Source organism: Streptomyces sp. NPDC048383 (genome assembly GCF_040651775.1).
Taxonomy (GTDB): domain Bacteria; phylum Actinomycetota; class Actinomycetes; order Streptomycetales; family Streptomycetaceae; genus Streptomyces.
The window spans coordinates 63,540-85,225 of the sequence record NZ_JBEZKS010000027.1 but is presented as its reverse complement, the minus strand read 5'-3'; the positions used below and the strand labels follow the sequence as shown (position 1 = coordinate 85,225).

Here is a 21,686-nt window from a genome sequence, read left to right as displayed (position 1 = left end):
CAGGAGTGCCCCCATGCCACGCCTCTCCGATCATCCGCCCCGACTGACGGTCGCGGCCCTCGCCGCCGCCCTGGTCGCGGCCCTCCTCGTGCTGCTCCCCGGCACCGCCGCCACCGCGGCGCCCACGCTCCTCTCCCAGGGCAAGCCCGCCACCGCCTCCTCGGTCGAGAACGCCGGCACCCCGGCCGGCGCGGCCGTGGACGGCGACAACGGCACCCGCTGGTCCAGTCAGTTCGCCGACCCGCAGTGGATACAGGTCGACCTCGGCGCACCCGCCCAAATCGGCCAGGTGGTGCTGCGCTGGGAGACCGCCGCCGCCAAGGCCTACCGGGTCGAGCTGTCCAACGACGGCAGCACCTGGTCCACCGCGTACTCGACCTCCGCCGGCGTCGGCGGAACGGTCACCCACGACATCACCGGAACGGCCCGGTACGTGCGCGTGCACGGCACGGAGCGCACCACCGGGTACGGCTACTCCCTCTGGGAGTTCCAGGTCTACGGCACCGACGGCACCGGACCGGTCATACCCGGCGGCGGCGACCTCGGCCCCAACGTGATCGTCTTCGACCCGTCGACGCCGAACATCCAGGGCAGGCTGGACCAGGTCTTCGCCCAGCAGGAGTCCGCCCAGTTCGGCTCCGGCCGCTACCAGTTCCTCTTCAAGCCGGGTACCTACAACGGGCTCAACGCGCAGATCGGCTTCTACACCTCCATCTCGGGCCTCGGCCTGAGCCCCGACGACACCACCATCAACGGGGACGTCACCGTCGACGCGGGTTGGTTCGGCGGCAACGCCACCCAGAACTTCTGGCGTTCGGCCGAGAACCTCGCGCTCAACCCGGTGAACGGCACCAACCGCTGGGCCGTGTCGCAGGCCGCGCCCTTCCGCCGCATGCACGTGAAGGGCGGCCTCAACCTGGCCCCGAACGGCTACGGTTGGGCCTCCGGCGGCTACATCGCCGACTCGAAGATCGACGGGCAGGTCGGCAACTACTCGCAGCAGCAGTGGTACACCCGCGACAGCTCCATCGGCGGCTGGTCCAACGCGGTGTGGAACCAGGTGTTCTCGGGGACCCAGGGGGCGCCGGCGCAGTCGTACCCGAACCCGCCGTACACCACCCTCGACACCACCCCGGTCTCCCGGGAGAAGCCGTTCCTGTACCTGGACGGCAACGAGTACAAGGTCTTCGTCCCCGCCAAGCGGACCAACGCCCGCGGCACCTCGTGGGGCAACGGGGCGCCGCAGGGCACCTCGGTCCCGCTGAACCGGTTCTACGTGGTCAAGCCGGGCGCGAGCGCGGCGACGATCAACCAGGCGCTGGCCCAGGGCCTGCACCTGCTGTTCACACCCGGCGTCTACCACGTCGACCGGACCATCCAGGTGAACCGTCCGGACACCGTGGTCCTCGGTCTCGGCCTGGCCACGATCATCCCGGACAACGGGGTGACCGCGATGAGGGTCGCCGACGTGGACGGGGTGCGGCTCGCCGGCTTCCTCATCGACGCGGGTCCGGTCAACTCCCCGACGTTGCTGGAGGTCGGCCCGGCCGGCTCCGCCGCCGACCACGCCGCGAACCCGACGACCGTGCAGGACGTCTTCATCCGGGTCGGCGGGGCCGGCGCGGGCAAGGCCACCTTGGGCATGGCGGTCAACAGCCACGACACCATCGTCGACCACACCTGGATCTGGCGGGCCGACCACGGGGACGGGGTGGGCTGGGAGACCAACCGCTCCGACTACGGCTTCCGCGTCAACGGTGACGACGTCCTGGCCACGGGGCTGTTCGTCGAGCACTTCAACAAGTACGACGTGGAGTGGAACGGCGAACGCGGCCGCACGATCTTCTTCCAGAACGAGAAGGCGTACGACGCACCCAACCAGGCCGCCGTCCAGAACGGCGCCACCAAGGGCTACGCCGGCTACAAGGTGGCCGACTCGGTGAACACCCACGAGGGGTGGGGCCTGGGCAGCTACTGCTACTACAACGTGGACCCGACGATCCGTCAGGACCACGGTTTCCAGGCACCGGTGAAGCCGGGCGTGCGCTTCCACGACCTTCTGGTGGTCTCGCTCGGCGGCAACGGCCAGTACGAGCACGTCATCAACGGCGTCGGCGCCCCCACCTCCGGCACCTCGACCGTCCCGTCCACGGTGGTGTCGTTCCCCTGATCGACCCGCACCACCCCTGACCCCCATCCCCTCCCCCCGCCCCCCGCCCCCCGGAAGGCGTGGGGCGGCCCGGCGGCCGCCCCACGTTGCGGGCCATTCGACGGGCCGCGGCGACGGACCCCGGGGCGACCCGCTCGCGTACGAGGGGCCGTGGGGCGGCACGCACGTGGACGGTGGCGGCGGGCTGGTCTCCGTACGGTCCACCCACCTCGGCGGCGGCACGCTGAAGGCCACGGCTCCGGCGCGGACCGGGGTGTGGAAGCCGTACGTCAGGGTGACGGACGGGCGGGGCAACGTGGGCGTCGAGCAGCGGTCGGTTCGGGTGGTGCCGCCGCCGGTGGCGGGCCCGGACGTGGCCCGCGGCCGGCCGACGACCGCCTGGACCCATCAGAACGACGGGTGGGGCGGCTGCCCTGCACCCCGCAGTTGGCCACGGACCGCCGTACGGACACCCGGTGGGCCGGCACCTGGGCCGATCCGCAGTGGCTCCAGGTGGACCTGGGCTCGGTGCGGCAGCTGCGTCACGCGCGGTTGGTGTGGGGGTCCGCGTACGGGAAGCGCTGGGTGCGGCTGGAGCTGACCGAACGCGGCTCGGGCTACGGGTACTCGCTGTTCCACTTCGGCGTCCACGCCTGACCGCCGCCCCGCACACCCTGCGCGTCGCCCGATGCCTGCCGGGCGGCGCGCGGTCGTGCGTCGGGACGGTGCGTGGGGCGGTTGGTGGGGCGGTGGGTGGGGCGGCAGCCGCGGGTGGGCGACGGGGCTCAGACTTCGATGACGATCTTCCCGGCGGTGTGGCCGTCCTGGCTGAGGGCGAAGGCGGCCGCGAGTTCGGAGAGCGGGAAGGTCTCGGCGACGGTGACCGTGAGGCGGCCCTCGTCGGCGAGCCGGCCGAGGGCGGCGAGGTCGGAGCCGACTGGGCGCACCCACATCCACTGGCCGCCGGCGCCGACGACCGTCTGGTCGGCGATGGAGGCGTGCCGGCCGTCGTCGGCGAGGACGACGCGGGTGACGTCGAGGACGCCGCCGACGAAGTCCGCGACGACGTCGACCCCGTCGGGGGCGAGGCCGCGGACCCGGTCGGCGAGGCCGTCCCCGTACGCGACGGGCTCGCAGCCCAGCTCGCGCAGTCGGTCGTGGTTGCGGGGGGAGGCGGTGCCGATGACGCGGGCGCCGAGCGCGCGGGCGATCTGCACGCCGAGGGAGCCGACGCCGCCGGCGGCTCCGTGGATGAGGACGGTGTCGCCCTCGCGGGTGCCGAGGCGGGTCAGCAGTTGGAAGGCGGTGAGCCCGGCCAGCGGCAGGCCCGCGGCCTGCTGCCAGGTCAGGGAGGTGGGCTTCGACGCGAGGGCGCGTACGGGCACGGTGACGAACTCGGCGAAGGTACCGCCGTGCACCCAGTCCTTGCGGGCGTAGGCCATGACCTCGTCGCCCGCCGCGAACTCGGGGGTGTCGATGCCGACGCGCTCGACGGTGCCGGCGACGTCCCAGCCGGGGACGACGGGGTGGACGACGTCCATCAGGGCGTCGAGGCCGCCTGACATGATCTTCCAGTCGACCGGGTTGACCGACGCGCAGCGGACCCGGACGAGGACCTCGCCGGGGCCGACCTTGGGGACCGGCAGCCGGGTCTCGGTGAGCACCTCCGTGCCGCCGTACGTCTCGTACGTCATCGCCCGCATGGTGTCCTGGCCGTGGTCGGACATGCGCCTCGCCTCTCCGCTTACCGGTGTGGGGGTCCCTTCCGCATCCCACCACGAAAGGCCGTGCCCGCCCCGGCAGGCGGGGCGGGCACGGCGCGGCGCGGCGCGGAAGCACGGGGGTCACAGGGCCCGGTGGGCCGCTCCGCGTAGCGGCGGCCGCTGGACTTCACGGTGCGCCGCTGGGTCGGGCAGTCGACGTGGACCAGGCCGAAGCGCTCGTCGTAGCCGTAGGCCCATTCGAAGTTGGGCGGGTCGCGGCCGGTGCGGGGGCGGGGGCGGGGGCGGGCTGGATCGCTGCTGCCGGCGGGTGGGCTCCAGGCATCGGATTTCCTCCGGCCGTGCGAAGTGACCAGCAGGTACACGGCGGTGCCCAGCAGCAGGAAGAGCAGCAGGAGGACGGACATGGCCGAGCCGGTGCCGAAGTTCCAGGTGAGGAAGCTGGACTGGTGGATGTGGAGGGAGATCAGGTCGGCGGCCTCGGGGGCGGACTTTGCGTGGCGGATCGGCCCGTTTCGGCAGGGTCGTGGGGAGGCCGGTGAGCGGGGCTCCGGTGTCGTCCGCCCGGCACCCCGCCGGCACCTGTTGCGTCCAGGCTTTTATTTAAGTCGTGAGTTAAGCCTCGGGGAGCGGTCGCGTCAAGGGGTCGCGCAGAGGTATGTTGCGAACCATGTCACGGCGGAAGGGGCCAGATGACCACGGGGCGTAGCGGACGTACGGTGCGGGACCTGCGGCGCGGCAACCGCAGCGCCGTGCTGCAGCGGTTGTACTTCGGCGGGCCGATGAGCCGGCAGGAACTGGGGCCCGCGACCGGGCTGAGTTCCGGATCGGTCAGCAACGTCGTCGGTGAACTCGTCGCGGACGGGCTGCTGGAGGAGGCCGGGATCGTCGATTCCGACGGCGGCCGGCCGCGCACCCTGTTGCGGGTGGCCCCCGGCAGCGCGCACATGATCGGGGTGGACGTCGGCGAAACCCGGGTCCGGGTCGAGCTGTTCGACCTCACCCTCACCGAACTCGCGCGCACGGAGCTGCCGTTGCTGCCGCGCGGATGTTACGACGTCGGCCCGATCGTGGACCACGTAAGGACCGGCATCGCCACCGTCCTCGCCGAGGCCGGGGTGGGCACCGAGCGACTGCTGGGCGTCGGCGTCGGCGTCCCCGGGATCGTCGACCGCGAGGCACCCGGTGGGACGGTGGTCCACGGCCAGACCATCGGCTGGGACGCGGTGCCGTTGGAGGCGCTGCTCCGCGCGACGAAGGCCGTGCCGGAGGAGGTCCCGTACCTCATCGACAACGGTGCGCGGACGCTCGGTCAGGCGGAGATGTGGTTCGGGGCGGGTCGGGGCGCGCGGGAGGCCGTCGTGGTCCTCTTCGGGTCGGGCGTCGGCGCGAGCCTGATCACGGACGGCTCGGGCACCGCCCTGGAGTGGGGCCACCTGACGGTGTCGGTGGGCGGCCGGCGCTGCCGCTGCGGGGCGCGGGGCTGCCTGGAGGCGTACGCCGGGGCGGAATCGGTCCTGGCCCGCTGGACGGAACGCGGCGGCGGGGTGGTCGGGGTCGGTGGGATCGGCGGGGGCGGTGGGGTGGCTCGGGACGGCGGTGCCGACGGGACCACGGTGACCGGGACCGGCCGCTTCGGCGAGGTGGACGAGGCCGACGAGGAAGAGGCGCTGTCGGCGCTGCTCGACGCTGCGGTCGCGGGGGACGCGCTCGCCCTGGCCGTGTTGGAGGAGACGGCGGAGTACCTCGGCGCCGGCCTGTCGGACGTGATCAACCTGTTCCGGCCGGAGCGGATCCTGATCGGTGGCTGGGCCGGCCTGCTGCTGGGCCCGCGCATCCTGCCGGCGGTCCGGGAACACGCCACGCGCTACTCGCTGCGGCACCCCGCCGCACGGGTCTCGATCGACCTGGGTTCCCTGGGCCCGGACGCGGTCACGGTGGGCGCGGCGACGCTCCCGCTGTCGGCGTTCTTCGCGGCGGGCGGCCGCCGCGCCCTTCCGGAACCCCCGGCCGAACAGCCGGGCTGGCAGACCGCCCTGGAAGTCCGCGGCGGAACGCACCGGGCCCGGGGTTGACACGTCGCGGCCGGGCGCGCACGCGACGAAGCGGCGCGACGGGCACCCCGGGACCCGGCACCGGCGGAACGGCCCCGCCCGCGCGGCCGGCGTATCCGTACGAGGTCGGCCGCGGTGCGGGCCGTCGGGGATGCGGCGAGGGGCGCAGGGGTGGGGGCGCTCGGGTCAGGTGGAGGCGCGGATCACCAGGGTCGGGGTGAAGAGGACTTCGGTCGGTTCCGGGGGGCCGTCACCCGTGACGCGGTCGAGGAGCAGACGAACCATTTCCGCCGCCATGTCCTCCACCGGCTGGCGCACCGTCGTCAGCCGCGGCCGGCCCGCCGCGGCCGCGCTCGAATCGTCGAAGCCGACCACGGCCACGTCCTGCGGGACCCGGCGCCCGTGCTCGCGCAGCACCAGGCAGGCGCCCCGGGCCATCAGGTCGTTCGCCGCGAACACCCCGTCCAGGTCGGGCCGTCCGGCCAGCAGGCGGCGCATCGCCCGCTCGCCCCCGCCGTCCGCGCCGCCCTCCCCCAGGTACGACACGACCTGCGCGCGGTCCCGCGCCGAGTCGGCGAACATCAGTACCGGGTACACCCCGCCCGGCCGCAGGGCGCGTACCACGCCGGTGACCACCCGTCCGAAGAACGGATCCTGGAAGAACCCGGGCGCCGCGTCCTCGGCCGCGCCGTCCGGGTCCGCCTCCATGTCCAGTTGCACGTCCGCGTCCGTCGCGGCGTCCGTGCCCGCCCCGGAGACCACCAGGGCGACCACGCCCGAGCGTCGCGTGACGAGTGAGCGGGTCGCCCGGTTCGGGACGTACCCCTTTTCGGTGACGGCCCGTCGGACCGCCTCCCGGATGCCCGGGTCGACGTTGCGGACGCCGTTGACCACGCGGGACACCGTCGCCCGGGAGACGCCCGCCGCGCGGGCCACGTCCTCCAGCGTGGGGGCCGTCCCGGTTCCCGCTCCCCTGCGACCCCCTGTGTCCATGGCCGCACTGTAGCCGTCCGGGGTCAGGCGTCGAGCCCCGCCCGCAGCGGGAGATCGCCGGCGCTGCGCCCTGCCAGGAGGGTGCGTGCACCCCGACCACGGCGAGGCTGCCGAGCGCGGCGGCGTCGAGCGGCCACCCGCCGGCCCGGTTCTCCAGCAGCACGAAGCTCGCGGCGGCACTCTCCCGCAACAGGCGGCGGCGCCGCTCGGGGTCGCCGCAGGTGGCAGAGCGCTCTCCCAGATGATCCCAACCACCCGGTTCCGCTGCCAACGGGCAGGAGGGCAAGGGGTGTTCGACGATCACCACCCGCCCGGGCCGAGAACCCGCCGAGGACCCGCCGAGAACCGGCCGAACGCCGACCGGGGCGCCGACCACCGCTCATCGATCACCGATCACCGGTGATTCCAAGCCTGTCGCTTTCGGATGCTTTCGACCGACTCCGACCCACGAGTTCACATAGCTGACCACCTTCTGCGAGAAGCGGTATCGCATCGAACCCAAACCACCCGTCAGGGTGATAACCAGTTGATTCCGGAACCATCGGGTATGTCGAGTTAAGTGCTGCCGGCGCACCCTTCCGCGCTGGAACGATGCGAACCACCGGATCGCCGGACCACCACACCGCCGAGCCACCACACCGCCGGACCACCCCGGCGCCGGCCCGGCACGACGAGAGGACGTTTTCGTGAGCCATCCGCAGGAGGACGGCGCGCTCAGCGCGGTTACCGCAGCACACGTGCACCGCGTCGTCCAGGACGGCGTCTACGCCTCCCCCACCGCGCTCAACCCGGCCGCCGCCAACCTGGCCGAGGCGCTGGTCGCCACGCTCAACGGCTCCGCCCGGACAGCCCTGTTGCCTCCCGACCTCCAGCAACTGACCGAACGGGTGCGGCAAAGGGCGACCATCGGTTTCCCCCGGATCACGTCCGCCCTGGACGGAGTGCGGCTCTCCGCCCACACCATCAAGCTCCACACCACGGAGCCCCGGCCCGTGGTGATCGTGCCCGCGGGCTGGACCCCCTTGGGCTGGGCCCTGTTCGAGTACGCACATCTCCAACTGGCGCTCCGCGGCTACCACGTGCTGGCCTACACCCCGCGCGGCATCGGCACGACGGTGGCCCTTCCGGGCGGCGGCTACGTCGACGGTCCGTTCACCTCCGAAGGCACGATCGACGTCGCCGGCCCGGCGGACTGGGCGGACGGGTCCAGCGTCATCGACTACGCCGAGCGGTACTTCGAACCGAGCACGATCGCGTTCCTCGGCGAGTCGTACGGCTCCGGCATCAGTCAGCTCGTCGCGGCGCACGACCCGGCCGGACGCGTCGGGGCGGTCGTCGCGCTCAGCACCTGGGGCAACCTCGCGAGCAGCCTCTACCAGAACGACACCCGGCACCTGGCAGCGGTGAAGGCCCTGGTCGGCTTCACCGGCGGGCCGGTGGAGCGCAAGTTCGACGCGGCGACGCAGCAGATCCTCGCGGACTTCGACAACGGGCACCACCTCGACGAAGTGGCCGCATGGGGCACGGAGCGGGCCCCGGCGACCTACGTCGGGGCGACCAACGCGCGCGGCGTCCCCACGTTCTTCTCCAACACCTGGCACGAGACGCTCTTCCCCGCCAACCAGGTCATCGAGCACTTCGACCGCCTGACCGTGCCCAAGCGGCTGAACCTGTGGATCGGCGACCACGCCGCCCCCGAGGGCGCCGGTCTGACCGCCCCGTTCAGCGGCCCGAACGTACCCGTCGAGGAGGCGTTCGCCTGGCTCGACCACCACCTGCTGGGAGCGGACAACGGGGTACCCGACTGGTCCGCGGTCAGCACCCAGATCATGTTCACGTACGGCACCCGGGCCGACCCGGAGACCGGCAAGGACGTGATCACCGAGCCCGCCGTCCGCGAGACGAAGCCTTCCTGGGCGGATGTCACCCTCTCGACCGAACGCTGGTACCTGACCGCCGCCGCCCCGGGCGGTCGCGACGGCGGACTCGGCCCGGAGCCGGAGAGCGGCTGGCAGCGGGAGTTCGCCGCGGGACAGCTCACCGAGGCCGTGGCGGTCGACGCCCCCATCACCACCGGTCAGGCCGAGTGGAAGGGCAACCCGAAGACGTACCCCACCGGCAAGTTCGACCGTCGCCACCTCGCCGCCTGGACCAGCGCGCCCCTCGAATCCGCCCGTCGGATCCGCGGCGTTCCCGAACTCTCCCTGACCGTCCGCAGCTCGGCCGGTTCCGCGACCTTGGTCGCCCTCCTCTTCGACCTCGCCCCCGACGACACCGCCCGCATCATCACGCACGAACCACTCAGCCTGCTGGACCTGACGGCCGACCAGGAGCGGGACGTCTCCTGGCGGCTCCAGGCCGCGGGCTACGACGTGGCGGCGGACCACCGACTCATGCTCGTCATCACCGGCAAGGACCCCCTCTACTCCGACGCCGGCGTCGACGGCAGCACCACCACGATCACCTCCGGCGGGGGCGACCCCGCCCACCTGGTCCTGCCCCTGGGCTGATACCGGGGGCCCGGGACCGGGGCACCGCGACCGGTCACCTTGCCGCAGCGCCGACCCGGTCGGCGTTGCGGCGTCGCCGGCATTTCGGCGTTTCAGCCCGTGCGCAGCCAGTCCTCGTAGCGGGTCGGGGCCGGGCGGGCGTCGGGACCGGCGGTGAGCACGTCGCCCTCGACGACGGCGAACATGCCTGCCTGCGCGTCGGTGACGACCGTACGGTCGTCCTGTCGGGCCGCGAGGGTGAGGCGGCCGAGTTCGTCGAGGGCGAAGACGTCGGGGCCGGCGACGTCGAGGACACCGTTCAGCGGCGGGGCCGTGGTGACCTCGGCGAGGGCCGTGACCACGTCGGCCGTCGCGACGGGCTGCACGGGGGTGGCGGGCAACCGTACGGTCCGGTCGTCGGCGGTCCAGGACATGACCGCGTCCATGAACTCGAAGAACTGGGTGGCGCGCACGATCGAGTGGGGGGCGGGGCCGCCGCGCAGCAGCTCCTCCTGGAGGGTCTTCGCACGGTAGTAGTCCAGTTGCGGCACCCGGTCGCCGCCGACGATGGACAGGACCACCTGGTGGCGGACGCCCGCGCCTCGCCGGCCGCCGGCAGGTTCCCCACGGTGGTGCGGAAGAAGGCCGCGGAGGCCTCGTCGAAGGTGGGGAGTCGCTGACGTTCACGACCGTGTCCGCGCCGTCTCACGACCGTATCCGCGCCGTCGAGGGCCTCGTCGAGGCCGGTGCCGGTGAGCAGGGCGACGCCGGTCGACGGGAAGGCCGGCACCACGTCGTGTCCGGCCGTACGGAGCCTGGTGACGAGTTGCGAGCCGATCAGTCCGGTACCGCCGATGACCGTGATCCTCATGTCCGTGTCCTTCCGTGTCCTTCCGTGAGCCGAGTGGGACGCGCTGCCGTCGCCGCGAACCCGGGACCGGGGAGCGGGGAATGGGGAGCGGGGTACGGGGAACGGCGGGGCGAGCAGGGACGGCCGACGATCCGTACGCCGCCCGCCTACCCCGCGTCCGCCTCCTTCCCCGTCCCCGCCCCCGCCCCCGCCCCCGTCGCCGGCGCCGTTTCCGCGCGCCGGAGCAGCAGCAGGGCGATGTCGTCGGTGCGCGGGGCCGTGTGTTGGGCGTGGGCGACGAGCGCTTCGGCCAGCGCGCCGACCGAGTGATCCTGGGTGAGATGGGCCGCGGCTTCGCGGACGCAGACGTCGAGGTCGCGTCCAGGGGTTTCGACCAGGCCGTCTGTGTAGAGCGCCAGGAGCGTGCCGGGCGGGAACGGGATCTCGGTGCTGTCGTAGACCGCGTCGGGATCGATGCCGAGGAGGAGGCCCGGGCGCAGGTCCAGGGTCCGGGCAGGCCCGGTGGGGTGTTGGAGGAGCGGCGGCGGGTGGCCGGCGGTGGCGAGGCAGGCCGTGTGGCGGGCGAGGTCGATCTGGACGTACAGGCAGCTCGTGAACAGTCCGGGGTCGAGGTCGGTGAGGAGCCGGTTGGTGCGGGCGAGGACCTCCCCGGGGGGCGCCCCGGCGGTCGCGTGGACGGCGGTGCGGACCTGTCCCATCAGCGCGGCGGCGTTCACGTTGTGCCCCTGGACGTCCCCGATGGTGGCGGCCACGGTGGTGCCGTCGATGCGGATCAGGTCGTAGAAGTCCCCGCCGACGTCGAGGCCGTGGGCGGCGGGCAGGTAGCGGGCGGCCACGTCCAGCCCGGGGACGCGGGGCAGGGTGTGCGGCAGCAGGTTGGTCTGCAGGCTGCGGGCGAGCCGGCGCGTGGAGTCGTAGAGCCGCGCCCGGTCCAGGGCTTGGGCGATCAGGCCGGCGAGCGCGGTGAGGACGGCGCGTTCCCCCGGGACGAAGGGGTGCGGGTGCTGGTAGGCGAGGACGAGCGAGCCCACGGGGCGGCCCGAGGCGATCAGCGGGAGGAAGGCCCAGGCGGACATGCCGTCCTCGATGGGCGCGGCCGGGTACGCGGCCAGCAGTTCGTCGGGGGTGGCGTAGAAGAGGGCGCTGCCGGTGTGCAGGACGCGGGTGGTCGCCCTACCGGAGGCCATGGGTTCGCCGTCGAAGCGAGCCATCAGTTCGGCGGTGTAGCCGCGGTGGCCGACGATGCGCAGCCGCTGCTCGTCGACGACGAGCAGCGCCATGGCCTCGGCGCCGAGGGCGGGAACGAGCTGGTCGGCGGCTTGGTCGACGACGTCCTGGGCGTGCGCCGCCTCGGTGAGGGTGGCGGCCAGGTGCATCAATTGGTAGAGGGCCGTGGCGCGGCTCGGCAGGTGCGGTCCCCCGTCGGCGGCGGCGTCCGGGGCGTGCGCCCCCTCGGCGTCGGCGGCGGTGATGCGGACGCTGATCCCCGAGCCGTCCGGGTACAGCTCGAAGCGCAGGGTCCGGCCGGGTGGGCGTACGGCGAGGAAGGTACGGGGCATGCGGCTGATGACGGCGGCCCGGTAGTGGTCCTCGATCACCGGGGTGTCCATCCAGGGCAGCGCCTCCCAGGGCAGGGCTCCGATGAGGTCGGCAGCCGGAGCGCCGAGCAGGGCGGCGGCCTCGGTGGTGAGGAAGGTGATCTTCCCGTTGAGGTCGAGGGCGCAGCTGCCGCCGGGGAGGCGGCGTACGAAGGCCAGTCCGGCCGCCGCCTCCACGGGCCCGGGGGTGGGCGGGGGCGGCGGCTTCATGATCACGGGCTGGGCGGCGGCGGTGATCGGACGCCCGGCTTCGGCGGCATCCCGCAGTACCCGCGCGATGCTCCGGCAACCGGCGTCGATGGCGTCCCGCTCGGCGGGGGCGAGGAGAGGCGGGTGCGAACCGGGCCACAGCAGCACCAGGCCGGCCGGGGCGGGCGCCTCCACGGTCGGCGGCGGCTCGGGCGGGCCCGGCTCCGGCGGGCCCGGCTCGGGTGCGGCCTGTCCCGGCGTCTGGGCGACCGGGAGCGGCCCGGACCGGATCGGCGCCGTCGGGATCGGTGCCGTAGGGATCGGGGCCGCCGCGAGGGTGAAGGCGTACGGCAGGACGAGGGCGAGGCGGGGGTAGCGGCGGGCCGTTTCCTCGCGTCCGCCGAGCCATACGAGGCGCCCGTCGCGGGCCGCGTCGGCGACGGGGATCCGGTCGTCGAGCCATACCCGTGACCAGGGGGCCGCGAAGTCGCGGGCGACTCCGCAGGTCAGGGCGAGGTGGAGGACCCGTCCGGTGGGTTCGGCCAGGTAGAGCATGCCGGTGGACGCGCGCGTGGCGCGGACCACGGCGTCCAGGGCCGTCTCCAGTGGTCGCCCGGCCGCCGGATCGTCGCGGCCGGCAGGCTTTTCCGGCACCCTTCCATGGTCTCCCACGATCTCCGGGTCGGTGTGCCGGAAGCGCTCGGGCCGCTCCGCCGGGGCGGGGCCGGTCGGTGTGCCGGAAGCGCTCGGGCCGCACCGCCGGGGCGAGGCCGGTCGGTGTGCCGGAAGCGCTCGGGCCGCTCCCCACGCGGGTCCGGAAGCGCTCGGGCCGCTCCGCCGGGGCGGGGCCGGTCGGTGTGCCGGAAGCGCGGGCCGCTCCCCACGCGGGCGGGACCGGGCCCCTGGGCCCGGACCGGCAGCCCTTCGGCCGGCTTCCCCGGCTCAGGCCTTCAGGGCGCGTCCCGCGACCGTCAGGGCGAGGCGGCGGGGTGCGAGCCCGGAAGCCAGGGCGGACAGCCGGTTGCCGAGGCCCGCGACCACGCTCGGCGGGGTCGTGCCGCGCTCCAGGGCGCGGCGGGCGGTGGTGACGACCTGCTCGGCCGTGGCGACCTTGCCCACCATGGCGTCCCGGCTGCCGACGACGTCGAAGAACTCGGTGCTCGTCGGCCCCGGGGACACGGCGAGGACGCGCAGGGGGGACCGGCGGGTCTCGTACGCGACGGCTTCGGTGAAGCTGAGCACGAACGCCTTCGTCGCTCCGTAGACCGCCATCGCCGGGGTCGGCTGGTAGGCCGCGACGCTGGCGAGGGTGATCAGGGCGCCCCGGCCGTCGGCGACCAGATCGGGCAGGAAGGCGCGGGTCAGGCCGGCCACCGCGGCGACGTTCAGTTGGATCATGCGGTCGACCTGCGCCGGGTCCTGTTCCAGGAGGGCGCCGTGACTGCCGAAGCCGGCGTTGTTTATCAGCGTGTGGACCCGGATGCCGCGGCCTTCGAGCTCCGCGTGCAGGGCAGCGCCCGCGCCGGGCAGGGCCAGGTCCGCGGCGATGGGCGTGGCCCGGATGCCGTAACGCTTCTCCAGGTCCCGCGCGAGTTCTTCGAGCCGGTCCAGGCGCCGGGCGACCAGTACCAGGTCCGCGCCGCGCTCCGCCCATTGGCGCGCGAACTCGACACCGAGTCCCGCGCTCGCCCCGGTGACGAGGGCCACCGTTCCCCTGTAGGTCATCGACATGTCGGTTTCTCCGGTTCCGGTGCGTGGAAGAGGTGCGCCATAATCAATGTAGGCATCGCCACCATTGTAGTCAATGACAACATTGACTCATCGGGGCGCACACCCCACCGGGAGAGGAGACCGTCTTGGCCGTCGACGGGTCGTACCACCACGGCAACCTCAGGGCCGCCCTGCTGGAGCGGGCGGAGATCGTCCTCACCGAGTCCGGAGCGGAGGGCCTCAGCCTGCGCGGTCTGGCCCGCGACCTCGGCGTGAGCCATGCGGCGCCCTCCCGGCACTTCCGCGACCGCCAGGCCCTCATGGACGCGCTCGCCGTCAGCGGTTTCACCACCCTCAACGCGCGGATGAACTCGGCGGCCGACTCCGGCGCACCCCGCCCGATCGGTGCGCGCATGGCCGAACTGGGCCGCGCCTACGTGGACTTCGCCGTCGGGCACACGGCGCTGCTGGACCTGATGTTCACCGTCAAGCACGCCGACGGCTCCAGTGCGGAACTCCGGGAGCTGGGCCGGGAGAGCCTGCTGATCGTCGCCCGGCTCCTGGAGGAGGGGCAGCGGGCGGGAGCGGTCCGCACCGGAGATCCCGTCCGGCTCGCCCAGGTCGCGTTCTCGACCGTGCACGGGCTGGCGACGCTCGCCGTCGCCGCCCTCCTGGACGACACCCCGCTGTCCGAGGCGACGGACCTGGCCCTGGACGTCCTCCTGACGGGCTTGCGGCCGGCCGCCTGAGCGGGAGCGCGCACGCGTTACCCCCCGGACGGATCGTCGCAGAGGTGATGAATCCGGCACTGCGGGGAAGTCGGTACGGGAGTGCGGCACCGAAAACCGCACACCGGCAGGCCCCACCGCGCGCGCGATCGCGCACCACCGCAGGCAAGGCAAGGCAGGTACAGGCGTGCTCATCGACCTCTCCGGCAGGACCGCACTGGTCACCGGATCGACGCAGGGAATCGGCGCGGCCATCGCGTCCGGACTGGCCGGCGCGGGCGCCCGGGTGGCGGTCAACGGCCGCAGCCGGAAGTCCGTGGACGAGGCGGTGGCACGCCTTGCCGAGCGGGGCGGGGAGTTCGTCGCCGCCCCGGGTGACATCTCGACGGAGGAGGGGGCCCGGGCCGTCTTCGAAACGGCGCCGGACGTCGACATCCTCGTCAACAACCTCGGGATCTTCGGCGCGCGGCCCGCGCTGGAGATCCCCGACGAGGAGTGGCGGCGCTACTTCGACGTGAACGTCCTGACGGCCGTCCGCATGACCCGCCACTACCTGCCGGGCATGATCGAACGGGGTTGGGGGCGCGTCCAGAACATCGCCAGCGACTCGGCCGTGGTCATCCCGGCCGAGATGATCCACTACGGGATGTCCAAGACGGCCCTGCTCGCCGTGGCGCGCGGATTCGCCAAGGAGGCCGTCGGCACGGGGGTGACCGTCAACTCCGTCATCGCGGGCCCGACGCACACCGGCGGCGTCGAGGACTTCGTGTACGAGCTGGTCGACCGGGACCTCCCCTGGGAGGAGGCCCAGCGCGCGTTCATGCGCCTGCACCGGCCGCAGTCGCTGATCCAGCGCCTGATCGAGCCGGAGGAGATCGCCCACATGGTGGTCTACCTCGCCTCCCCGTACGCGTCGGCCACCACGGGCGGCGCACTGCGGGTCGACGGTGGGTACGTGGACTCGATCCTGCCGTAGCGGCGGCCCGGCACGGGAACCCGTACGGGCGGGGCACCTCGGGACGGGCGGGCTCGCCCGCTCCGAGGACCCCCCGAACCCCGGCCGGCTACCGGTCCTGGGAGAGGCGTACGAGCTCCGCGAAGGAGCCGTCCCGGCGTACGAGTTCCTCATAGGTGCCCTGCTCCGCGATCCGACCGGCGTCCAGGACGACGATCCGGTCGGCGAGCCGACAGTTCTCCATGCGGTGGGTGACGATCACGGTGATCCGGTCGTCCTTCATGTCGTGCAGGCCCGAGAAGACCATGTGCTCACCGCGCGGGTCCATCGCCGAGGTCGGCTCGTCCATGACCAGCAGACCGGGCCTGCGGTGGAACGCCCGGCCGCAGGCGAGGCGTTGCCACTGCCCGCCGGAGGGTTCGTGGCCGCCCCACAGCGAGCGGGCCAGCAGGGTGTCGAGGCCGTCGGGGAACTCCTCGACGTGGGCGCGCATGCCGACGGCGTCCAGGGCGTCCCAGACGGCTTCCTCGCCGCGCGGGTCGGGGCGGCCGAGCGTGATGTTCTCCCGGGCGGAGAAGGGCCAGTGCCCGTACGACTGGGTGACGAGACCGACGTGCTGCCAGGCGGTGCGCTGGTCGGCCTCCGAGGTCGGGACGCCGTCCCAGGCGACCCGACCGGACGTCGGCGCCGTCAGCGAGGTCAGCAGCCGGATCAGGGTGGACTTCCCGGCGCCGTTCTCCCCGATGACGGCGACGACCTCACCGCGCGACAGGGTGAGGCTGACCGGGCCGAGTGCGGGCCTGTCCTTGCCCGGATAGGTGTAGGTGGCCTCTTCGAGCCGGATCTCCTCCGGGGCGTTCGCCATGACCCGCGGTCCGCGCGGGCCGGACTTCTCGGCGGCCTCCTTCACGAAGGAGGTGTAGTCGCCCAGGTAGAGGGCGTGCTGGAACATGGCCGCCCCGTAGACGACGAGTTGGGAGAGCGCCGCGGTGGAGGTGCGCATGGCGACGATCGCCGTGCCGGCCGCCGCGATCGCCATGTACCCGCCGACGACGAGCCCGGCGAGGGCCCCGTACGTGGCGACGACGAACACCCCGGACGCGGCGGCGGCGACCAGGTACACCGTGAGGTAGCGGGGTGCGGAGGCGACCATCCTGGAGTCGATGCGTTCGCAGACGGCCGCGTACCAGTGGTGGGCGTACGGCCGCATGCCGTTGCCGCGCAGCTCGTCGGCGAGCTTCGGGGTGGTCAGGTGCCAGCGCATCATGTGCTTGATGTTGCGGGAGGCGATGGTCTGGTTGTGGAGGCGGTAGTCGAGCCGGGCGGCGTGCACCGAGCCGAGACCGCGGGGCACCACGGACAGCAGGAGCAGCGGCAACAGCACGGGATGGACGACGGCGAGGACGGACGCGACGGCGACCATGTCGATCAGGCCCCCGGTGAAGCCGAGCGCGTCCTGGAGCAGCATGGCGGAGCGGGCGGATCCGGTCTCGGCGGCCTCGGAGCGCTCGGTGAAGTCGGGGGCGTCGTAGGCGGCGAGTTCGACGTCCATGTGGGCGTCGACCATGGCGAGGTCGGCGAGGGTGGCCATGCCGGGGTTGAGGCGGCGGGCGGCGCTGCCGGCGGTGATGGAGGCCAGGGCGCCGAGCGCGGTCATCGCGGCCGCGACGACCAGCGGCCAGGCGGCGGCCGAGATCCGTTCCTGGACGCCGGCGCCGGTCAGGAGCGGGGCCATCGCCCGGGAGATCGCGGCGAGGGCCGCCGCCGTACAGATCCCGCCGAGGATCTGGGCGGCGACGAGGACGTGGAACGCGGTGCGGTTGACGGCGAGCGCGAGCCGCGCGGTCTGTCGCAGGGCGGACGGCACGCGGCGGGCCATCTGCCCGAGCGACAGCGCCTCCATGGTGCCGCTGTGCCGGCCCCAGGTGTACGTGAACTCCGGCGGGGCGGGGGCGACGGGCGCGGCGGTCTCGGGCGCCGGGGGTGCGGGGGCGGGCGCCGGGGGTGCGGGGGCGGGTGGTACCGGCTGGGGTGGTACGGCCGAATTCGCTTGCGCGGCCTGCTGCTCGGACATGCCCGATCTCCTTCAACTGGCGTGCGATGGAGCCCGGTTCGGGCGGCCGCGGGCATGCGGGGAAAGCCCGGGTCCACGGTGGCGTGGAAGGGCGGCTGCGCGGTCGCGGGAACTGGAGGAGTGAGTACAGCGCAGGCCGGCGGCCGGAGCAGCGGGATCTGGCCGACCTCGCCGCGACGACCCCCTTGGCGCCGCCGCTGATCACGTCCGGACCCCGCCGTGCTGCCGGGCCGCCCGACTCGGGAGGTTGGCCGGAACCGACCGCTACGGGGGTCCGCCTTCCGGAAACCACTTGCGACGCGGCGCCGGGGCGCCGGCCGTCGGCGGATCGGATGCGGCCGACCACCCCCCGGCGGGGTTTCGCGTTGGCTACCGTGTCGGCCCATGACGGTTCTGATCCTGGGCGGCAGTGGTTTTCTGGGCACCGAACTCGTCCGCCAGGCCGTCGGGGCCGGGCACGAGACGGCCGCGACCTTCGCGTCGCGTCCCCGCACGGCCGCGGGGGTCGCCTGGCACCCTCTCGACCTGCGCGACCCGTCGCGGGTCGCCTCGGTCATCGCGGACATCGTTCCGTCCGTCGTGATCAACGCGTCGAGCGGTCAAGCCGATTGGGCGGTCACCGCCGACGGCGCGGTGCGCGTGGCGCTCGCCGCCGCCGACGCGGGGTGTCGTCTGCTGCACGTCTCCAGCGACGCCGTGTTCTCCGGCGCGCGCGTCCACTACGACGAAACCTGCCGGCCCACTCCCCTCACCCCGTACGGGGCGGCGAAGGCCGCAGCCGAGACGGCGGTCCGGGTGCTGTCCCCGGAGGCCGCGGTCGTCCGTACCTCGCTGATCATCGGGCACGGCCGTTCGGAGCACGAACGGACCGTCCACGCCCTGGTGGCCGGCGCCCGCGACGGGGTCCTGTTCACCGACGACGTCCGTTGTCCGGTGCACGTCGAAGACCTGGCCGGGGCCCTGTGGGAGATCGCCCTGTCCGACCTGACGGGCACGTTCCACGTCGCCGGGCCGGACGCGCTGAGTCGCCACGACCTCGGCGTGCTCATTGCCCGGCGTGACGGGCTCGACGTGGCCCGGGTGCCCGCTGGTCGACGGGCGGACACGTCACTGCCGGGGGCCCTCGACGTCCGCCTCGACAGCCGCGCGACCCAGGCCCTGCTGCGCACCCGCATCCGCGGCGCCCGCGACTTCCTCCACGCGGACCCGGGCGAGAGGAGCCCGGCGCCCTCGGGAGCGACCTGACGCACTCGCCGCGTCGCGGCGGCGGGTGACCGCGCCGCCGCGGCTCACTCGAACTCCGTGCCGCCCTTACGGGTCAGGTAGGCGGGGCTGATCGCCTTCGCCATGGCTCGGCCGCCGACCACCGGGCTGTAGCGCTCCGGGACCGGGCGGACGACGACTCCCTCGCGCAGGTGCAGGTCGCGGCCCGAGACCGTCTCCCGGCCGGAGGCAAACGCGAGCACGGTCTCCCGGGCGTAGGGGCCTTCGAAGAGCCGTGGGACCAGCGGTAGTTCACCCTCCTCCAGTACCCGGGCCGGATCCAGCCAGCGCACCTGCCCGTCGATCTCCGCCGACACGTCGTACACGGCGTAGCCGGGCGGCGCGTCCGCGGCGTTGCCCCGGGCCCCGTACGGCAGGTCCTGTACGCCGGTGCCGTAGACCTCCGCGAAGACGCCGACCCGGCTCGCACCCAACCGTTCGGCCAGCCGGGCCGCGACCTCCGGCACGCCGTGGCCGCGTACGGCACGCCAGTACAGGTTGCGCTCGTCCTCCCTCAGCGCGAGCCCCTTCGAGCCGAAGCCTTTGGAGGACACGATGACCCGCTCCCCCTCGACGACGTACGTCAACAGGCAGGCCGTGCCGTGGAGTTTCTCGGTCAGGACCACGGTCTCGCCCGGCTCGAAGAGCTGCGGGTAGCGCTGGAGGTTCTCGATGTCCACCCACGGGAGCAGGTCGGGGGCCGCGTCCACGTCGCCGTCCATCGTCGTGGGGACGGGCGGCGACCATTTGACGATGCCCAGCAGCTCGGCGAAGTCGGTGCCCTCCTTCGCGGCCGCCGGGAGGTCCACGCCGGCCAGCACCCGGGGCCGGCAGACCAGCCCCTGCGAGAGTTCGCCGCGCAACCGCACCGCCTTGACCCGGTCGGCGGAGCTCCCGGCGAGCCGCCCGGTCAAGCCCAGCTCTTCTATCAACTCGGCCGGGAGCACCGCCTGTTCGGGTATGTAGAGCGCGAAGTCACCTGTGCGGTAGGCGCCCTTGGCGACGACGGCACGGTAGAGGCCCACTTGGGCCAGTTCCAGCGCATCGGCGTTCGGATGGTCGTGGACGGTCAGCTCTTCGACGGTGACGCGCAGCGTGGACATGGGACGACTCCTCGGTTCCGGGTCGGATCGGGTCGGGGCGGGGCGAGGCGGGTCGGGATGGTGCGCGCGGGCGGCCCGGTGCAAGCGCGTCGGGATCGTGCTCCGCCCGCCCCGCCGCACCACTCTCCACGCCGCCATTCCCGCTGGTCCAGCGGATATCCGGGTGTTAGCCTGCGCCGCGCGCCCGGGCTCGTGGCTCCGCACGGTTCACTCAGGAGGTTCGCATGACACGTCGTCCCGTCACGGTCGTCACCGGAGGCAGCCGCGGCATCGGTGCGGCGACCTGCCTACGGCTCGCGAGCGAGGGCCACGATCTGGTGCTCGGGTACGCCCGCGACGAGGCCGCGGCGCAGGCCACGGCCGAGCGCGTACGAGCGGTGGGGGTGCGGTGCGTGACGGTGCGCGGGGACGTCTCCGAGGAGTGCGCCGTGGAGCGGCTCTTCGACATCGCGGGTGCCGAACTGGGTTCGGTCACCGGCCTGGTGAACAACGCCGGGGTGACCGGGCCGTTGGGTCGTCTCGTGGACGCCCGGACGGAGGACCTGCGGCGCGTGGTGGAGGTCAACCTCCTCGGGTACCTGCTCTGCTGCCGCCGGGCCGCCCGGGACATGGCGGAGGGCGGCGGCGGGGCCATCGTGAACGTGTCCTCGGCGGCGGCGACCTTGGGCGGCCCCGGCGACTACGTCCACTACGCGGCGACCAAGGCCGCCGTCGACACCCTCACCATCGGCCTGTCCAAGGAACTGGGCCCGGACGGGATCCGGGTCAACGCGGTGTCGCCGGGCATCATCGAGACCGACATGCACGCGACCATGGGCGACCCCGACCGTCCCGCCCGGGCCGCCGCCGGGATCCCGTTGGGCCGGGCCGGGCGGCCCGACGAGATCGCCGGGGCCGTCGCCTGGCTGCTGTCCGCGGACGCCTCGTACACGACGGGCGCCGTCCTGCGGGTGGCCGGCGGCAGATGACCGGCGGGCGATGACCTGCGACCGGCCGCCCGGGGCCCCGGTGCGGGGCCCCCGGTTCGGGGTGATCGGGCCGCCCTATGCTGCGGGAATGATCAAGCCCATTGAACTCGTGATATTCGACTGCGACGGCGTTCTGGTGGACAGCGAACGCATCGCCGTACGCGTCCAGGTCGCTCTCGGAGCGGAGCTCGGCTGGCCGCTGACCGAGGACGAGGTCATCGACCGGTTCATCGGCCGTTCCGGTGTGTCCATCCGCGAGCAGGTCGCCGCACGGCTCGGTGAGGAGACCTCCGTCCTGTGGTGGGACCGGTTCGAACAGCTCCACCGGGAGGCCGTGGACACGGCGTTGTCCCCCGTCGAGGGGTTGCCCGAGGCGCTCGACGCGATCACCCTGCCGATGTGCGTCGCCTCCAGCGGCTCCCACGAGAAGATGCGCCACACGTTGGGCCGCACCGGCCTCCACGACCGGTTCGCGGGGCGCATCCACAGCGCCTCGGAGGTGTCCCGCGGCAAGCCGGCCCCGGACCTGTTCCTCTACGCGGCGCAGCGGATGGGCGTCGACCCCGCCGCGTGCGTGGTCGTCGAGGACAGCCGGCCGGGCGTCCTGGCGGCCCGCGCCGCGGGCATGCGCTCCTTCGGCTACGCCGGCGGGCTGACCGCGCCCGAGCAGCTCGAAGGCCCCGACACCATCGTCTTCGACGACATGCGCGACCTGCCGGGCCTCCTCGCTGGGCGGTGACCACCGCGTCGCCGGGCGACCGCCGGTCACCGCGCCGGTCGGGCGCCCGTCGGGGGCGGCGGCGCTCGGCGCGTGAGCGGGG

15 protein-coding genes and 3 pseudogenes are annotated in these 21,686 nt (G+C 73.5%); 9 read left to right on the top strand and 9 right to left on the bottom strand.

From position 1 onward, the window contains the following. The first annotated feature begins 13 nt into the window (after positions 1 to 13). Positions 14 to 2,170 carry a discoidin domain-containing protein gene (locus tag AB0D46_RS19955; protein WP_362879082.1) on the top strand — a complete coding sequence of 719 codons (2,157 nt, stop codon included), beginning with the start codon at positions 14 to 16 and terminating at the stop codon, positions 2,168 to 2,170. A gap of 399 nt (positions 2,171 to 2,569) precedes the next feature. Then, positions 2,570 to 2,806 (top strand): discoidin domain-containing protein, encoded by a 237-nt coding sequence (locus AB0D46_RS19950; RefSeq protein WP_362879080.1) that lies wholly within the window; start codon positions 2,570 to 2,572, stop codon positions 2,804 to 2,806. Positions 2,807 to 2,934: 128 nt separating this feature from the next. On the opposite strand, the gene AB0D46_RS19945 is transcribed toward AB0D46_RS19950, so the two are convergent. The 3 genes and pseudogenes from AB0D46_RS19945 to AB0D46_RS19935 all read right to left on the bottom strand — a co-directional run. Continuing rightward, positions 2,935 to 3,852: an NADP-dependent oxidoreductase gene (locus AB0D46_RS19945; protein ID WP_362879102.1), complete on the bottom strand. Its 918-nt coding sequence runs from the start codon at positions 3,850 to 3,852 to the stop codon at positions 2,935 to 2,937. Between the two features lie 41 nt (positions 3,853 to 3,893). Then, positions 3,894 to 4,106 (bottom strand): annotated as a pseudogene (locus AB0D46_RS19940) (hypothetical protein); the annotation flags it as partial. An 87-nt stretch (positions 4,107 to 4,193) separates the two neighbouring features. Further along, positions 4,194 to 4,364 (bottom strand): annotated as a pseudogene (locus AB0D46_RS19935) (sugar ABC transporter permease); the annotation flags it as partial. A 198-nt stretch (positions 4,365 to 4,562) separates the two neighbouring features. Here AB0D46_RS19935 and AB0D46_RS19930 point away from each other — a divergent pair. Next, complete coding sequence (locus AB0D46_RS19930) at positions 4,563 to 5,945, top strand: ROK family transcriptional regulator (protein ID WP_362879078.1); 1,383 nt, start codon at positions 4,563 to 4,565, stop codon at positions 5,943 to 5,945. Positions 5,946 to 6,110: 165 nt separating this feature from the next. On the opposite strand, the gene AB0D46_RS19925 is transcribed toward AB0D46_RS19930, so the two are convergent. After that, positions 6,111 to 6,917 carry a LacI family DNA-binding transcriptional regulator gene (locus AB0D46_RS19925; protein WP_362879076.1) on the bottom strand — a complete coding sequence of 269 codons (807 nt, stop codon included), beginning with the start codon at positions 6,915 to 6,917 and terminating at the stop codon, positions 6,111 to 6,113. A 686-nt stretch (positions 6,918 to 7,603) separates the two neighbouring features. On the opposite strand from AB0D46_RS19925, the gene AB0D46_RS19920 reads away from it, so the two are divergent. Then, the gene (locus tag AB0D46_RS19920) at positions 7,604 to 9,427 is read left to right on the top strand and encodes a CocE/NonD family hydrolase C-terminal non-catalytic domain-containing protein (protein ID WP_362879074.1); all 1,824 of its coding nucleotides are present in this window, start codon (positions 7,604 to 7,606) and stop codon (positions 9,425 to 9,427) included. A 92-nt stretch (positions 9,428 to 9,519) separates the two neighbouring features. On the opposite strand, the pseudogene AB0D46_RS19915 reads toward AB0D46_RS19920, so the two are convergent. The 3 genes and pseudogenes from AB0D46_RS19915 to AB0D46_RS19905 form a co-directional block, all read right to left on the bottom strand. Continuing rightward, positions 9,520 to 10,277: pseudogene (locus tag AB0D46_RS19915) on the bottom strand (LysR family transcriptional regulator). Positions 10,278 to 10,423: 146 nt separating this feature from the next. Then, positions 10,424 to 12,619: a GAF domain-containing SpoIIE family protein phosphatase gene (locus AB0D46_RS19910; protein WP_362879101.1), complete on the bottom strand. Its 2,196-nt coding sequence runs from the start codon at positions 12,617 to 12,619 to the stop codon at positions 10,424 to 10,426. Between the two features lie 387 nt (positions 12,620 to 13,006). Next, positions 13,007 to 13,795 carry an SDR family oxidoreductase gene (locus AB0D46_RS19905; RefSeq protein WP_362879072.1) on the bottom strand — a complete coding sequence of 263 codons (789 nt, stop codon included), beginning with the start codon at positions 13,793 to 13,795 and terminating at the stop codon, positions 13,007 to 13,009. A gap of 125 nt (positions 13,796 to 13,920) precedes the next feature. On the opposite strand from AB0D46_RS19905, the gene AB0D46_RS19900 reads away from it, so the two are divergent. Continuing rightward, complete coding sequence (locus tag AB0D46_RS19900; RefSeq protein WP_362879070.1) at positions 13,921 to 14,523, top strand: TetR/AcrR family transcriptional regulator; 603 nt, start codon at positions 13,921 to 13,923, stop codon at positions 14,521 to 14,523. 166 nt (positions 14,524 to 14,689) lie between these two features. After that, positions 14,690 to 15,478 (top strand): SDR family oxidoreductase, encoded by a 789-nt coding sequence (locus AB0D46_RS19895; protein WP_362879068.1) that lies wholly within the window; start codon positions 14,690 to 14,692, stop codon positions 15,476 to 15,478. 88 nt (positions 15,479 to 15,566) lie between these two features. Here the strand turns inward: AB0D46_RS19895 and AB0D46_RS19890 are convergent, their stop codons facing one another. Beyond that, positions 15,567 to 17,531 carry an ATP-binding cassette domain-containing protein gene (locus AB0D46_RS19890; protein WP_362879066.1) on the bottom strand — a complete coding sequence of 655 codons (1,965 nt, stop codon included), beginning with the start codon at positions 17,529 to 17,531 and terminating at the stop codon, positions 15,567 to 15,569. 384 nt (positions 17,532 to 17,915) lie between these two features. Between AB0D46_RS19890 and AB0D46_RS19885 the strand changes: the two genes are divergently transcribed. Then, positions 17,916 to 18,776 carry a sugar nucleotide-binding protein gene (locus AB0D46_RS19885; protein WP_362879064.1) on the top strand — a complete coding sequence of 287 codons (861 nt, stop codon included), beginning with the start codon at positions 17,916 to 17,918 and terminating at the stop codon, positions 18,774 to 18,776. A gap of 44 nt (positions 18,777 to 18,820) precedes the next feature. Here the strand turns inward: AB0D46_RS19885 and AB0D46_RS19880 are convergent, their stop codons facing one another. Then, positions 18,821 to 19,897 carry an RNA ligase (ATP) gene (locus AB0D46_RS19880; protein ID WP_362879063.1) on the bottom strand — a complete coding sequence of 359 codons (1,077 nt, stop codon included), beginning with the start codon at positions 19,895 to 19,897 and terminating at the stop codon, positions 18,821 to 18,823. 224 nt (positions 19,898 to 20,121) lie between these two features. On the opposite strand from AB0D46_RS19880, the gene AB0D46_RS19875 reads away from it, so the two are divergent. After that, positions 20,122 to 20,865: an SDR family oxidoreductase gene (locus tag AB0D46_RS19875; RefSeq protein ID WP_362879061.1), complete on the top strand. Its 744-nt coding sequence runs from the start codon at positions 20,122 to 20,124 to the stop codon at positions 20,863 to 20,865. Positions 20,866 to 20,953: 88 nt separating this feature from the next. After that, the gene (locus AB0D46_RS19870; protein ID WP_362879060.1) at positions 20,954 to 21,604 is read left to right on the top strand and encodes an HAD family hydrolase; all 651 of its coding nucleotides are present in this window, start codon (positions 20,954 to 20,956) and stop codon (positions 21,602 to 21,604) included. Positions 21,605 to 21,686 lie beyond the last annotated feature (82 nt).

Bases quoted from the DNA above. Each gene is read 5' to 3' on its own strand.
- AB0D46_RS19945 (WP_362879102.1), bottom strand. From the start codon at position 3,852: ATGCGGGCGATGACGTACGAGACGTACGGCGGCACGGAGGTGCTCACC.
- AB0D46_RS19875 (WP_362879061.1), top strand. From the start codon at position 20,122: ATGACACGTCGTCCCGTCACGGTCGTCACCGGAGGCAGCCGCGGCATC.
- AB0D46_RS19870 (WP_362879060.1), top strand. From the start codon at position 20,954: ATGATCAAGCCCATTGAACTCGTGATATTCGACTGCGACGGCGTTCTG.
- AB0D46_RS19910 (WP_362879101.1), bottom strand. From the start codon at position 12,619: ATGCTCTACCTGGCCGAACCCACCGGACGGGTCCTCCACCTCGCCCTG.
- AB0D46_RS19925 (WP_362879076.1), bottom strand. From the start codon at position 6,917: ATGGACACAGGGGGTCGCAGGGGAGCGGGAACCGGGACGGCCCCCACG.
- AB0D46_RS19880 (WP_362879063.1), bottom strand. From the start codon at position 19,897: ATGTCCACGCTGCGCGTCACCGTCGAAGAGCTGACCGTCCACGACCAT.
- AB0D46_RS19930 (WP_362879078.1), top strand. From the start codon at position 4,563: ATGACCACGGGGCGTAGCGGACGTACGGTGCGGGACCTGCGGCGCGGC.
- AB0D46_RS19905 (WP_362879072.1), bottom strand. From the start codon at position 13,795: ATGTCGATGACCTACAGGGGAACGGTGGCCCTCGTCACCGGGGCGAGC.
- AB0D46_RS19890 (WP_362879066.1), bottom strand. From the start codon at position 17,531: ATGTCCGAGCAGCAGGCCGCGCAAGCGAATTCGGCCGTACCACCCCAG.
- AB0D46_RS19885 (WP_362879064.1), top strand. From the start codon at position 17,916: ATGACGGTTCTGATCCTGGGCGGCAGTGGTTTTCTGGGCACCGAACTC.
- AB0D46_RS19955 (WP_362879082.1), top strand. From the start codon at position 14: ATGCCACGCCTCTCCGATCATCCGCCCCGACTGACGGTCGCGGCCCTC.